The following is a 13748-nucleotide window of genomic DNA, read 5'->3' on the forward strand; positions in this document are numbered from 1 at the left end:
GCCGCGAGTCCCTACCGCACGGTCTTCTTGCCGAAGACCGACCGCGCCCACAGGTAGCCGGCCAGAGCGATGCCGACGCACCACACCACGGACAGCCAGCCGTGGTCCCCCACGGGGGCGTCGGTCACCAGGTTCCGCAGGGCGTAGATGATGTGCGTGATCGGCTCGTTCCTGGCGAACGCCAGCAGCCAGCCGGGCATGCCGTCGACCGGCGCGAAGGCACCCGACAGGAACGGCAGGAGAGAGACCAGCGACGCCATGCTCGCTGCGGACGACGTGTTCGCCGCAGCGAGCCCCATCGCAGTCGCCAGCCATGAGATCGCGACCAGCATCAGCACCACGATGCCGGCCGCGGCCAGCCACCGGAGCGGGCTGCCGCTGGGCCTGAAACCCATGGCCAGGCCGGCCAGCACGACCACCACCACACCGAATCCGGTACGGATCGTGTTGCCGACGACATGCCCGGTGAGGACCGACCCCCGGGATATCGCCAGCGTCCGGAACCGGTCGATGATGCCCTCGCTCATGTCGGTGCTCACGGCGACGGCGGTGGCGCTGCACGAGTACGCGGCGCCCATCACCACGATGCCGGGGATCAGGTAGTCGATGTACCTGCCCCCGCCGACGTTCAGCGCCCCGCCGAACGCGTAGTTCATCAGGCACAGCAGGACGAGCGGCAGCGTGATCGACATCAGCAGGGTCGACGGGTTGCGCCGTGTGTGCCGGAGCACCCGGCGGATCATGGTCGTCGAATCGGACACCGCGTAGGCGATGGCGCTCATCAGATGGTCGCTTTCTGTGCGTCGGCTCCGTCGGCGGCGCGGCCGGTGAGAGCGAAGAAGACGTCGTCGAGATCGGGGGAATGGATGGAGAGGTTCTCCACGGCGATGGACTGGCCACCGAACTTGTCCAGGAGACGCTTGATCGACGCGACGCTGCCGTCGCTGGACACGTCCACCGAGAGCTGGTCGCGGTCGCTCTTCACCTCGCCGAGGATGCCGATCGCGGCGTTCAGGCTCTCGGGGTCGGCGAACGTCAGCGTCACATAGCCGCCCGGCACCCGCCGCTTCAGCTCTTCCGGGGTCCCCTCCGCGACCAGCTTGCCCCCGTCCAGCAACGCGATCCGGTGGGCCATGTGGTCGGCCTCGTCCAGCATCTGCGTGGTCAGGAAGATCGTGGTCCCCTCCGCGACCAGCTCGGACACGAGCTGCCACATCGTGCGCCGGCTGCGCGGGTCGAGGCCGGTCGTCGGCTCGTCGAGGAAGATGATCTGAGGCCGTCCCATGAGGCTCATCGCCAGGTCGAGCCGGCGCTTCATGCCACCGGAGTAGTGCGAGGCGGCCTTCTTCGCGGCGTCCGCCAGGTCGAAGCGCTCCAGCAGTTCGGCCGTGCGCGCCCGGCCCTCCCCCTTGCCCAGATGGGCCAGGTCGGCCATCAGCAGGAGGTTCTCCTCACCGGTGAGCAGTTTGTCGACCGCAGAGAACTGGCCGGTGACGCCGATCGCCGCCCGGACCGCGCGGGGCTCCTTGACCAGGTCGTGGCCCGCGACCCGCACCTGGCCGGCGTCCGCGCCGATGAGCGTGGTCAGGATCTGGACGGTCGTCGTCTTTCCGGCGCCGTTGGGGCCCAGGAGGGAGAAGACGGTGCCGGCGGGAACCTCGAAGTCGATGCCGTCGAGCACCGTCTGCGCGCCGAACGACTTCCTTAGCTGGACCACCTCGATCGCGTTGGCTGATGGCGCGATTGTCATTTAGCCCTCATCTTCTCATCGACGGACGCTGGATGGACTTCGAGCGCGCAGGCGAAGGCATCGCCGGATAGGCTCACCAATAGTTCTGCGGTCAACCTTCGGCGCCCACGGGACGACCTCCACAGGTCAGTCGACCAGCGCAGCCAAGGTAGGGCGCTTCCGGATGTCGAGCAATATCGCGAGGTGCGCGACCGTCTCGTTCCGGCCCCGCCCCGGGGAAGGGCGGCCGGCCGCATGCGGATATTCCGCGGCCGACCGGGTTCAGCGGTGCTGGGCTGGGTAGTTGATGCCGCGTCAGCGCGGCCTCGCCGGAGGCGGGAAGCCGGCTGCGGACGGTCCCGCGGTGGGGCCGGTTCCACAGGTCCCGAGCAATACGACGAAAGTCGTACGCCGCCTACCACCCACCGCTCAACTACCCATCGTCGAAGCCCCGCGGGATCGCGGCGGCCGGGACGCGCTGTTTTACTCACCGCTGCAGGGCGTCCCTCACAGGACGTCCATGGAACACGCGCCAGGCGTCCACGGCACACAACCGATTGTCGGGGACTCCTATGAAGACGACCGGGGGGGAAACGGGAGTCCGCGATGCTCCAAGAACGGGGAAAGCGAAATGAGTGTCACATACGTCAACTCATTGTCACAGAGCGCAATCAAGGGGACGGCACGGCTCAAGGAAGTACGGGACCAGCGGGAGAGCGACGTCGTCACGGTGTCGATCGCGTCGCTCCTGCCGGCTAACTCTCCCCGGCTCGTGGAGGTGGACGAGCACATCCAGGTGCTGTCGGAGACGGAGAGCGAGCTCCCGCCGATTCTTGTGCACCGCACCACTCTGCGGGTCATCGACGGCATGCACCGGCTGCGCGCGGCGCAGCGCCGGGGCGCCACGACCATCGCGGTCCGGTACTTCGACGGGGACGACCGCGATGCCTTCATCATGTCGGTGCGGCTCAACAGCGCGCACGGGCTGCCCCTGACGCTGGCCGACCGGAAGAACGCCGCCCTGCGCATCATCAACTACCACCCCGAGTGGTCGGACCGCTCGATCGCCGCCCTGGTCGGCATCTCCGACAAGACCGTCGGCGCCATCCGGCGGCGGGAGGGTGACAGGCTCCCCCAGCTGACCAGCCGTATCGGCCGGGACAACGAGAGCTACCCGCTCAACGCCATGCAGGGCCGGCTGCGCGCGAGCGAGCTGTTCCAGCAGAACCCGAACGCCAGCACCCGCGAGGTCGCCCGGCTGGCCGAGATCTCCGCCACCACCGCCAAGGACGTCCGCAACCGGCTGCTGCGCGGCGAGGACCCGGTGCCGCCCAAGCAGCGTCAGAACCAGGACGCCACGGGCACCGTCCAGCCCGCCCGGACCGCCGTGGCCCGGCGCGCCCCGGCCATCGAACTCAGCCGCCTGCGCACCGATCCCTCGCTGCGGATGTCCGAATCGGGCCGCACGCTCCTTCGCTGGCTCGAAGCCCTGGGAAGCAACGAGGGTGAATGGGCGGCGATAGCGGAGTCCGTTCCCAGCCATTGCGCGCCCGCGGTCGCCGAGATGGCGCGCCGTCGTGCCGACGACTGGCAGAGCTTCGCTATGGCCCTGGACCGGCGTATTCAGATAGCTTCCGCATAGGCGGATCCCGCAACAACCGTTAACCGGACACCATCGCATCCCCTTGCGGAGAGGCACTATGAGCGTGAACCCATTCGACGACGAGTCCGGCCGATTCTTTGTGCTCATCAACGACGAGGAGCAGTATTCGCTGTGGCCGGCCTTCGCGGAGATCCCCAACGGATGGCGGGTCGTGTTCGGCGAGGACGGTCGCGCGGAATGCCTGGACTTCGTCGAGAAACGGTGGACGGACATGCGGCCCAAGAGCCTGCGGGTGGCGATGGAGGCCGATAGCGGCAGCGCCCTCGCCTGAAACCCCCCGCACCGGAGGCCTGGTTCGTCGTTCCCGGCACGAACCAGGCCTCCGGTGTGTTCGCAGTTCGCGCTGCGGTCTGTCTCCAGCGATCGCGCCCGACCCGGCGCAGAAAGGGCCACCACGAGTGTCTGGCCTCTCGAGAACCGCACGGCGCCGGCATTACCTGCTGTGCGCGCCGACCTATTTCGACGTCCGCTATTCCATCAACCCCTGGATGGATCCCGGGCAGCCGACCTCCACCGCTCTCGCCGTCTCCCAATGGCGGCGACTGCACGGTGTGCTCGCCGACCTGGGGCACACCGTCGAGCTGATCGAGCCGGCTCCCGGCCTGCCCGACATGGTGTTCGCCGCCAACGGGGCGATCGCGGCGGACGGCCGCGCGCTGGTGGCCCGGTTCCGCCACCCGGAGCGGGCCGGCGAGGCCCCTGCCTACCTCGACTGGTTCCGCGGCCACGGCTACCGCGAGGTGTGCCAGGCCACCGTGCCCAACGAGGGCGAGGGCGACTTCCTGACCGCGGGCAAGCTGATCCTCGCCGGCACGGGCTTCCGCAGCGACCCCGGATCGCACGAGGAGGTACGGGACTTCTTCGGCAGGGAGGTGCTGAGCCTGTCCCTGGTCGATCCGCGCTTCTACCACCTGGACACGGCGATCGCGGTCCTCGACGAGGAGGAGGTCGCCTATCTGCCGCAGGCGTTCTCCCCCGAGAGCCGTGAACTGCTCGCGGACCGGTACCCCGACGCGATCGCCGCCACCGAGGAGGAAGCCTGCCTCTTCGCCCTCAACGCGGTCTCGGACGGCCGGCACGTGATCCTGCCGTCGGCGGCGACCCGGCTGGCGGCCCAGCTGCGGGAGCGCGGTTTCGAGCCGATCGGTGTCGACACCACCGAGTTGCTCAAGGCGGGCGGTGGCGCCAAGTGCTGCACCCTGGAGCTGCATGACGCCCCGGTCGGCGCGGACGACAAGGGCTGACGACGACGGCGCACCTGCGGACGGCCGGTCCCCCGGGACCGGCCGTCCGGCGTGTCACGGCCGAGGCCGGTGATCGGCCCGGAGCCGGGCGGCGAGTTCGGCCCGGCCCCGTATCCGCAGTTTGCGGTAGACGCGGGTGAGGTGCTGCTCGACGGTGCTGACCGTGATGGGCAGGCTCTCGCTGATCTCCTGGTTCGTCATGCCGAGCGCGGCGAGTTCCGCGACGCGCATCTCCGCCGCGCTGATCGCGTCGATGCCGTCGGCCTCCGGTTCGGTGCGCGCGGTCGCCGAGAGTGCTCTGGAGACGACCGCCGCCGACACCGGGTTCCGGGACGCCCCCACCCGGTCGGGCACGGGCGTCCGGGGCGCGGGAACCGCGATGCGCTGCTGCGGGGGCCCGTCCAGCATCTGTGACGTCCGGTGCGCCTCCCACCGGTCGCCGCTGTCGGCGAACGTCGCGGCGGCCTGCCGCAGCGTCCTGCGCAGGTCGCCCGGATCCCCGGCGAGCGCCTGCACCCGCAGGGCCAGGCCGCGCGTGTACGCGTCGGTCTCGGCGGCCAGTCCGAGCTGCTCGGCCGCGAGATCCCGGGCGGTGCCGAGGTTCCCGAGGGCGAGGTGGGCCGCGGCCAGGTCCGCCCGCCACGGTGCGACGACCGGCAGGTCGGCGGCGCGGGCGGCGAGCATCCGGCCGCAGGCGGTGAAGTCGTCCACCGCCGCCAGCAGTTGACCGGTTGCCAGGTGGTAGTGGCCGCGGGCCCGTACGAACCGGATGCCGGCGAGGGTCTGGAACATGCCGTCGGGGACCTGGTGCGTCAGCAGGCCGGCGGCGCGGTCGTACTCGCCCGCCGCCGTCCAGGCGAGGAGCAGGGTGGCCAGCGGGTCGCCGACGGCCGCCCCCCAGTCCTGGGCCGGGAGCAGGCTGAGCGCGTGCCGGGCCAGTTCGGCCGCGTAGGAGACGCCGCCGCCGCGGAGCACCGCCGAGGCCCACATGCCGGTGAGCACCGCCTGCCAGGTCACCGCGCCGCGGCGGTCGGCCTCGGCCTTCAGGGAGCGCCACCAGGTCTCGGCGTCCTCCGTCCTGTTGGCGTGGACCAGCGCCAGCACCGCGGTCATCAGCGCTTCGAGGTTCACGTCGTCGAGTCGGCAGCTGCGCAGAAGCCGTTCGGCCGCGGCCGTCGAGGCGTCGTTGCCGGACTGCGACCAGATCCTGGACAGCTCCGTCGCGGTGAGCCGCCACGGGTCGTCCGCGGAGAGCCGCGTGGCCGCGTCGGCGCCGGCCGGCCCGAACCACCACACGTGGGCCAGCCGGAGCGCCGTCTCGGTCCGGGCGTCGGCCCGGTCGGACACGGTCTGCCGGTTCGTGCGGTACGCCGCCTCGTCGCCCTCCCACAGTGCCCGGCGCGCGGCGGCGGCCGCCGCCTCGGCCCGCTCGTCCGGTGCGGCACCGTCCGCGGGCAGTTCCTGGAGCGCGTCGAGGTGGAGGGCGCCGGCCGAGGGGCGTGTCCGCCAGGTGTGGCGGGCGAGTGCGGCGAGGACCGGACGCTTGTCCTCGCTCGTGTCCGCGGTGGCGAGGGCCAGTTCGAGGCACCGCTCGGCGATGTCCGCCTCGCCGTCGGCGGCGGCCTGGTCGGCGGCCCTGCGCAGCACCGGGATCGCCCAGCGGGGCTCGGCCGCGCCCGCGGCGATCAGGTGGGCCGCGATGTCCTTCGGCCGCGCCGCCTGCCGGAAGGCGATCTCCGCCGCGCGCAGGTGGGCCGTCCTCCGCGCCTCGACCGGGAGGGCGCGGAGGACGGCCGACTCGACGGCCGGGTGCCGGAACCAGCCGTCGGCCATCAGACCCGAGCCGGTCAGCGCCTCGATGGCCTCCTCGGCAAGGGCCGTCGTGATCCCGGCGAGTTCGGCCACGACGTCGGCGGGCGCTTTCGCACCGAAGACCGCGACGGCGCCGGCCGCCTCACGCAGGGGCAGGTCCCAGCGGTCCAGGTAGGAGGCCAGGGCGCGGGAGAACACCCCGTCGGCCGTCGCGGCCCTGCCGATGTCGCCGGTGGCGGCGCAGTCGGCCGTCAGGGAGTGGACGAGCAGCGGGTTGCCGGCGCCGAGCCGGTGGATCAGGGACGGGAGTCCGTCGCCGTCGCGGCCGTCGCGGCCGTCGAGCATCGCGCGCACGGCCTGTTCGGACAGGGGGGCGAGCCGGATGTGGTGATGGGCGTGGCGGGTGAACCGCATCCCCCTGGCCGCCGTCCGCGGGCCGTCGCGGAAGCTGAGCACGATGGTCAGCCTCGTCGAGCGGAGTCTGCGCTGGAGGTGCTGGAGCAGCAGCACCGAGACCGTGTCCGCAAGGTGCACATCGTCGACGACGATGACCGTCGGGCGCTCCCGGGCCAGTTCCAGGAGCACCCGGGCGAGCCGCCACTCCAGCGGCGGGGCCGCCCGGGCCGTCCCGGGGTCGCCGGCGGGTTCGCCGCGTCCGGCGCCGTGGGAGGTCTCGATCAGGTGCGCGGCCTCCTCCGCCGCGGCCCGGGGCGCGTCCGGCCCGCTGAGCAACTGGTCGACGACGCCGCCGGCGACGGTCTGCTCCTCCGCGGCGCCGGTGGCGCTCAACGCGCGCACACCCTCCCGTACGGCGGTGTCGAGAACGTCGTCGAGCAGCCGCGTCTTCCCGCTCGCGACGCCCCCGCTGACCAGGATCAGCCGGCCCGGCCCGGCGCTGTCCGGTGTCAGCCGCTCACGCAGGAACGTGAGCGCGTCCGTCGGCTCCAGCTCGATCGCCGGCGCCCCGCTCCCGGGACCTTGAGGCGGGCCGTCGCTTCCCGTCGTCGTCCACATCCTGGAACCCCCCGTCACCCCGATGGAACCCCCGTGTTCCCGCGCCCTGGGAGGAGATCGCGACAACTGGTGGACGAGGCTTCCTCAGCGCTTCAGGAACCATCCGAAATACGCCCGAGACCCTGTCAGATCGGCTGGTGGCTGGCAACTTCCGCACCCGTCCACGACCACCCGTGCCACGGGCCGTGCCGCCCCCGCCGCCGGGCTTCGTCGCCGCCTGCTCGGGACGGAGCCCGGCCGGCTCGCACGTGTCGTTGTCGCCGTGCGCCAGGAAGTCCCATCGCCACCAGACAACCCATCGGCATGGCTGGACGGTACCGACTCCCCTGTTGCACCAGGCTTGTTGCCCTTCCCACGTGGAGCCGGCTGCCGAGTGACGTGGTTTGACGCGGGTTCGCCGCGGGATGGATGCTTCGCTGACCGACGCGCAGGCAGACGGACGTCGTGTCGCTGCCCAGACGCTGTCGAGACGTCACCCCCCTCATTCCGGATTCGGGAGCTGTTCATGACGACAGACCCTGCCGTGCGCCGACGCGCCTTACGGCGCCGCCGGCCGGCCCCGCTCACCGCGCTGTGCGCGCTGGCGATCGCGGGCACGCTCGCCGTGCCCCTGTCGGCCCCGGCCACCGCGGCGACCGCCCCGGCGGACACCGCGCGGCAGCGCGACTTCGCGGCCGCCGCGGCCGAGTTCCATGTCCCGCCCCAGGTGCTGCTGGCAGTGGCGTACCAGGAGTCGGCCTGGGACGACCACGCCGGGCAGCACAGCACCAGCGGCGGCTACGGCCCGATGCACCTGACGGACGTCACCCCCGCCATGGTGGCCGGTGGCGACGCGGGGGCGGCGGGGCGCGGTGATCTGGCGAAGCTGGCCGCGGACCCGGCTCTGCACACCGTGCAGGCCGCGGCCGGGCTGACCGGTCTGTCCGCCGAGCGGCTGCGCACGGACCCGGCCGCCAACGTCCGCGGTGGTGCGGCCCTGCTGGCGTCGTACCAGAGGGCCGCGGCCGGCCGCATCTCCGCCGACCCCGGCGACTGGTACGCGGCGGTCGCCCGCTACAGCCAGTCCACCCGCAGACAGGGCGCCGCGGCCTTCGCGGACCGGGTGTTCGCCACCGTCGAGCACGGCGCCGACCGCACCACCGCCGACGGCCAGCGCGTCCGTCTGGCCGCCGCCCCGGGCGTCCGCCCGGCCACCGGACAACTGGACGCGCTGCACCTGACGTCGGCGGCGACGGACACCGGCACCGAGTGTCCCGCGACCGTGGAGTGCACCTTCCTCGCCGCGGCCCCGTCCAACGGGCAGGTGTCGAACCGTCCCGCCAACGGCATACGGATCGACACCATCGTCATCCACGACACGGAGTCCTCGTACGAGTCCGCCATCACCACCTTCCAGACCCCGGGCGGCGGTTCCTCGCACTATGTGATGCGCTCCTCGGACGGTGCGGTGACGCAGATGGTGCCCACCAAGGATCTCGCCTTCCACGCGGGCAACTACTCCACCAACATGCACTCCATCGGCATCGAGCACGAGGGCTACGCCGCGCACGGGGGCACCTGGTACACCGAGGCGCAGTACGAGGCCACGGCGGAGCTGGTGCGGTACCTCGCCGCCCGCTTCGGCATCCCGCTGGACCGGCAGCACATCGTCGGCCACGACAACGTCGCCGGGCCGAGGTCGTCCCTCGTCTCCGGCATGCACTGGGACCCGGGGCCGGCCTGGGACTGGCAGCGCCTCATGGGCCTGCTCGGCGCTCCCGCAGAGGGGTGGCACGGGGTCGGGCCGGCCGGCTCGGTGGTGACCATCGCCCCCGGCTTCCACCGCAATGAGCAGCCCGTCCAGGTCTGCCCCTCCGACGACCCGACCGGCGCCACCACCGCGTGCACACAGGTCTCGCAACCGGCGAACTTCGTCTACCTGCGCACCGCGCCCGACGACACCGCTCCGCTCTTCGGGGACCAGGCGCTCCACCCGGGGGCCGCGGGCACCGACCGGATCAACGACTGGGGCAGCACGGCGCAGGCCGGTCAGCAGTTCGTGGTCGCCGGGCAGGACGGTGACTGGACCGCCGTCTGGTTCAGCGGCGCGAAGGTCTGGTTCCACAACCCGCACGGCTGCAACACCGTGCCCGCCCGCGGCGTGACCGTGGTCAAGGCCGCCGGCACCTCCCCGGTGGCGGTGTACGGCTCCAGCTACCCGGACCCGGCCGAGTACCCGGCGGGTCTGTCGCCCTCGACGCAGGCCCCGCTGAGCATGTACACCGTTTCGCCCGGCGAGGCGTATGTGGCGACCCGGCCGCCGGCCGCCACGGACGACTTCTTCCCCTCCAGCGGCACGGTGGTCACCGGCGGCCGGTCGATGTACACCATCCAGTACAACCACCGGGTCGGCCTGGTGTACGCCGAGGACGTCACCGCCACCGGCGTGTGACGCCAGCGGACGCGGCCGGCGGTGGTGCCCGGGAGGCCCGGGCCTCCCGGGCACCACCGCACGCAGTTGCTCAACGTCTCGCGCGCGCCCGGCGGGACGTTGCGGCCCGCCCCCGTCCGTCAGCCGCGCAGGCTCCGGACGGGCAGGAGCACATGCGCCGCGGTGGTCACGGTCTCCTCCGCGCCCGCGAACGCCGCCAGCCGCTCGGGCTGGACGGGCCTGCCGGGCACGGCCTCGGGCCAGGGGCGGGTGGCGAACAGGAAGTAGGCGTGGCCGCGTGCACGGACCGCGGCCGTCCACTCCGGCGGCACACCGCACTGGGCGTTGACATACGGCATGGTGAGGACGGCCTGGCCCGCCTCGGCCAGCAGCGTCACGGGCAGGCTGGGGCGCTGGGAGCCGTCGACGACCTCCTCGCCCGCGTTCAGGCCGTTGGCATGCAGCAGCGCCCTGATGGCGGTCGTGCATCCCGCGGGACCGCTCGCGCCGTCGCCGAGGGAGTAGGCGAGCAGGTAGGGCATGTCCCCGCCGGGGGCTTCGCCGCTCCAGGCGACGACGACGAGCGTGCCGAGGTCCGCGGCGCGGAAGGAGCGCGTTGCGCTGGGGGTTGTGGTCACGGCGGAACCGTAGCGGCGGCCCGGGACTCCGCCGGGCGAGTTTCCCCCGGCCGGGGGACGGGGCCGGCGGCGACCACACGAACGAGGGACCGGGGGCGGCGGCCGGTACGGCGGTTCACCCCTGCTGGACCCGTGCGGCGGTTCACCCCTGCTGCAGGGGAAGGCCGCCGAGCAGCCGGGTGGGCCCGCCGTCGCGGTTGAGGGCGGCCGCCGCGCCCTTCACGGTGTGGAGGACGGAGCCCTCGTTCTCGGTGTCGAGGGCGTCGGACTGGTGCTGGACGGGGCGTACGTCGAGGGTCTGCTGGTGCGTGAGCGTGTCCAGGGCGCCGTTGAGGCTGGAGGGCGTGAGACCGGAGGCGTCCTGCGCGACAGCGGGAGCGGCGATCCCGGCCACGGCCAGGGACCCGGCGACGGCGGCTGCCGCCTTGAAGGGCTTCATCGTGTTCCTTTCTTCGGCGACTGCCGTCACCAGAGGGATGGGCGCGCGAACGCCGCGGCGACCGCCGCCCCCTGCTACGCCGACCGGCCGTCCCCCGGCGGGAGAACGGCCGGCAGAAGGTCCGCTGGGACGTCAGTTGTTGACGCAGCCGTTGCCGAACGCCGGGTTCAGCAGACCGACGGCGTCGATCGTGTCCCCGCACACACCGACCGGGACGTGGGTCGGGACCTGCAGGGAGCTGCCCGACAGGATGCCCGGGGAGCCGTCGGCGGTGGCGCTTGCGCCGCTGTCGGCGGCGGCGACGCCGGCGGCGCCCGCCACGGCCGCGACGGCAACGGAGGTCAGGGCCAGGCCCTTCGCGATACGCGACATGGAGAGGTACTCCTTGGGGATCGTTCACAACAACCGGGCGGAATGCCCGATGTTGAGTCAACTGCGCATCCTGTGACCGAGTTGCGCCTCCGATGGAGTGATGTCCCGCAATCGGCGGAACCGCGTCCACGCGGACGGGCCGGACCCGCTGCGCCGGGCCCGGCCCGCCGGTCCGTGTCCCCCGCAGCGGCCGCCGATGCCCCAGCGTGACGTCAGGCGATCCTGCCGGTCTTGGAGAAATGCGCACAGCGGTGCGGCGGCAGCACCAGGCTCGTCGCCTCACCCGCCATGCGGTCCCCGCCCGGCGGGCCCGGCCGCGCCGCGGCCGCGCTCCGTGCCGCGGCGAACTCCCGCGGTGTGCATCCGGTCATCGCCCGGAACTCCCCGCTCAGGTGCGCCTGGTCGTAGAAGCCGCACACGGCCGCCGTCTCGGCCACCGACCGGCCGGACACGAGCAGCCGCCGTGCCCGTTGCAGCCGCAGCACGCGCGCCGCCGCCTTCGGGCCGAGTCCGATCTGTTCGCGGAACCGGCTCTCCAACTGCCGTACGCTCCACCCGACCTCCTGCGCGAGCCGCGGCACCGGCACGGCGCCCCAGGTCCGCCGCAGCACCGACCAGGCCCGCACCACCCGGGGCGAACTCGGCGTCCCCTGACGGGTCCAGCGCGCGAGCACCTCGTCGAGCAGCCCGAAACGTTCCGTCCAGCCGGGCAGTCCGGCCAGCACGGCGGCGAGTTCACCGACGCCCGCCCGGCCCGGCGCGCCCTGCCACCCGCCGCCACGGGCGAGCGGATGCGGCAACTCGTCCGGGTCCAGGGACCGGTCCGCCAGTTCGTACTGGGGCGTGCCGAAGAGCGTGAACGCGGCCCACGGCATGAGCAGGATCTCGATGCCCGAGATGCGGCCGCCGTGCTCGCCGACGGCCGAGGTGGTGGTCAGCCCGGAGTACACCGGCACGAGGGACACCGGGGGCCGGCCGGCCCGTGAGATGCGGATGGGCCCGTCGAAGCCCAGCAGGAGCGTCGCGGCGCCGACGGGCGTCTCCAGACGGCTGCGCGGGCCGGCCGGCGCGAGCCGGATCCCGCGGTAGCCGATCACCCCGGGGCGCAGCCGGCGGTGGGGCGGCGCGGTCACCGTCTCCCGGCTGCCGCCCGGCCCGCATCCGGCCCGAGACGCCATCCCGCTCGCCATCCGCCCTCCCCCGCGCACACCGGAAACGACCCATGGTGCACGCCACCAGGACGGGCCGGAAGCCCGGCGCCCGCCATCGCCCGGGACCCACGACGACTCTCGTCCATATGTCCGGACAAAATGTTGACAGGGCTCCCTCGGCGCGACTAGACCTGGGGGCAGCCGACGTGAAGGGAACTCGATGGAGGAGTTCGAGGAGTCCACGCCGCACGCCGCCGGCGAGCCCGGCGGCACCGGTGACCCGTACGACCTGATCACCATGGGCCGGATCGGCGTGGACCTCTATCCGCTGCAGACGGGCGTGCCCCTGCCGCAGGTGACGTCCTTCGGGAAGTTCCTGGGCGGTTCGGCCGCGAACGTCGCGGTCGCCGCCGCCCGCCTCGGCCGCCGTACGGCGGTGATCACGCGCACCGGCGACGATCCCTTCGGCACCTACCTCCACGAGGCGCTGCGCGGCTTCGGCGTGGACGACCGCTGGGTCGCGCCGGTCCCGGGGCTGCCGACGCCGGTCACGTTCTGCGAGGTCTTCCCGCCGGACCACTTCCCGCTGTATTTCTACCGGCAGCCCAAGGCCCCGGACCTGGAGATCGACGCCCACGAGCTGGACCTGGACGCCATCCGCGCCGCGCGCATCTTCTGGGTGACGGGCACGGGGCTGAGCGAGGAGCCCAGCCGCACCGCCACGCTCGCCGCCCTCGCCCACCGGGCCAAGGCCGGTACGACGGTCTTCGACCTCGACTGGAGGCCCGTGTTCTGGCACGACGACCGGCGAGTCGGCATGCGCGGCTCCCGCCGGGGGCCGGACGCCGCCCGCCGGTTCTACGCCGAGGCCCTGCGCCACACCACCGTCGCCGTCGGCAACGCCGACGAGGTGGAGATCGCCACCGGTGAGCGCGACCCGGACGCCGCCGCCCGCGCGCTGCTGGACTCCGGCGTCCGGCTCGCGGTCGTCAAACTGGGGCCCGAGGGCGTCCTCGCGGTCGCCGGCGGGGGCGAGCCGGTCCGGGTGCCCCCGCTCCCGGTCGAGGTCGTCAACGGCCTCGGCGCGGGCGACGCCTTCGGCGGCTCCCTGTGCCACGGGCTGCTCGCCGGCTGGGAGCTGGGGCGGATCATGCGGTACGCGAACGCGGCGGGCGCCCTGGTCGCCTCCCGTCTGGAGTGCTCGTCCGCGATGCCCACGGCCGACGAGGTCGAGGCCGCGCTCACGGCGGGAGCCGTGCGGTGAGGGCGGGGCGGC

At 72.9% G+C, this 13748-nt stretch carries 12 protein-coding genes; 5 read left to right on the forward strand and 7 right to left on the reverse strand.

Annotated features, from left to right (window positions below; genetic code table 11):
* Positions 1–11 precede the first annotated feature (11 nt).
* Both ACZ79I_RS14325 and ACZ79I_RS14330 read right to left on the reverse strand, forming a co-directional pair.
* The gene (locus ACZ79I_RS14325; RefSeq protein ID WP_471497537.1) at positions 12–782 is read right to left on the reverse strand and encodes an ABC transporter permease; all 771 of its coding nucleotides are present in this window, start codon (positions 780–782) and stop codon (positions 12–14) included.
* A complete protein-coding gene (locus ACZ79I_RS14330; RefSeq protein WP_471497540.1) occupies positions 782–1750 on the reverse strand; it encodes an ATP-binding cassette domain-containing protein in 969 nt (322 codons plus the stop codon). The genes ACZ79I_RS14325 and ACZ79I_RS14330 overlap by 1 nt, the downstream gene beginning before the upstream one ends.
* Before the next feature lie 610 nt (positions 1751–2360).
* On the opposite strand from ACZ79I_RS14330, the gene ACZ79I_RS14335 reads away from it, so the two are divergent.
* From ACZ79I_RS14335 to ddaH, 3 genes are all read left to right on the forward strand, one after another.
* On the forward strand, positions 2361–3371 hold the full coding sequence (locus tag ACZ79I_RS14335) for a ParB/RepB/Spo0J family partition protein (RefSeq protein ID WP_471497543.1): 1011 nt from the start codon (positions 2361–2363) through the stop codon (positions 3369–3371).
* Between the two features lie 58 nt (positions 3372–3429).
* Positions 3430–3663 (forward strand): MbtH family protein, encoded by a 234-nt coding sequence (locus ACZ79I_RS14340; RefSeq protein WP_471497545.1) that lies wholly within the window; start codon positions 3430–3432, stop codon positions 3661–3663.
* A gap of 127 nt (positions 3664–3790) precedes the next feature.
* Complete coding sequence (ddaH, locus tag ACZ79I_RS14345; RefSeq protein ID WP_471497547.1) at positions 3791–4636, forward strand: dimethylargininase; 846 nt, start codon at positions 3791–3793, stop codon at positions 4634–4636.
* Between the two features lie 54 nt (positions 4637–4690).
* Here the strand turns inward: ddaH and ACZ79I_RS14350 are convergent, their stop codons facing one another.
* Entirely contained in the window at positions 4691–7462 is a 2772-nt protein-coding gene (locus ACZ79I_RS14350) for an AAA family ATPase (protein ID WP_471497549.1), read from the reverse strand.
* Between the two features lie 505 nt (positions 7463–7967).
* Here ACZ79I_RS14350 and ACZ79I_RS14355 point away from each other — a divergent pair.
* Positions 7968–9893, forward strand: coding sequence for an N-acetylmuramoyl-L-alanine amidase (locus tag ACZ79I_RS14355; RefSeq protein ID WP_471497551.1), 1926 nt, complete (start codon positions 7968–7970; stop codon positions 9891–9893).
* Positions 9894–10012: 119 nt separating this feature from the next.
* Here ACZ79I_RS14355 and ACZ79I_RS14360 read toward each other — a convergent pair whose 3' ends face one another.
* From ACZ79I_RS14360 to ACZ79I_RS14375, 4 genes are all read right to left on the reverse strand, one after another.
* Positions 10013–10510 carry a DUF5949 family protein gene (locus ACZ79I_RS14360; protein ID WP_471497553.1) on the reverse strand — a complete coding sequence of 166 codons (498 nt, stop codon included), beginning with the start codon at positions 10508–10510 and terminating at the stop codon, positions 10013–10015.
* A gap of 142 nt (positions 10511–10652) precedes the next feature.
* Positions 10653–10949 (reverse strand): hypothetical protein, encoded by a 297-nt coding sequence (locus ACZ79I_RS14365; protein WP_381092472.1) that lies wholly within the window; start codon positions 10947–10949, stop codon positions 10653–10655.
* A gap of 132 nt (positions 10950–11081) precedes the next feature.
* Positions 11082–11321: a chaplin gene (locus ACZ79I_RS14370; RefSeq protein WP_471497555.1), complete on the reverse strand. Its 240-nt coding sequence runs from the start codon at positions 11319–11321 to the stop codon at positions 11082–11084.
* A 212-nt stretch (positions 11322–11533) separates the two neighbouring features.
* Positions 11534–12499 (reverse strand): helix-turn-helix domain-containing protein, encoded by a 966-nt coding sequence (locus tag ACZ79I_RS14375; protein WP_471497557.1) that lies wholly within the window; start codon positions 12497–12499, stop codon positions 11534–11536.
* Positions 12500–12692: 193 nt separating this feature from the next.
* Here ACZ79I_RS14375 and iolC point away from each other — a divergent pair, with 193 nt between their 5' ends.
* Positions 12693–13736, forward strand: coding sequence for a 5-dehydro-2-deoxygluconokinase (gene iolC, locus ACZ79I_RS14380; protein WP_471497559.1), 1044 nt, complete (start codon positions 12693–12695; stop codon positions 13734–13736).
* The last annotated feature ends 12 nt before the right edge of the window (positions 13737–13748 follow it).

Source organism: Streptomyces sp. PSU-S4-23 (genome assembly GCF_055632315.1).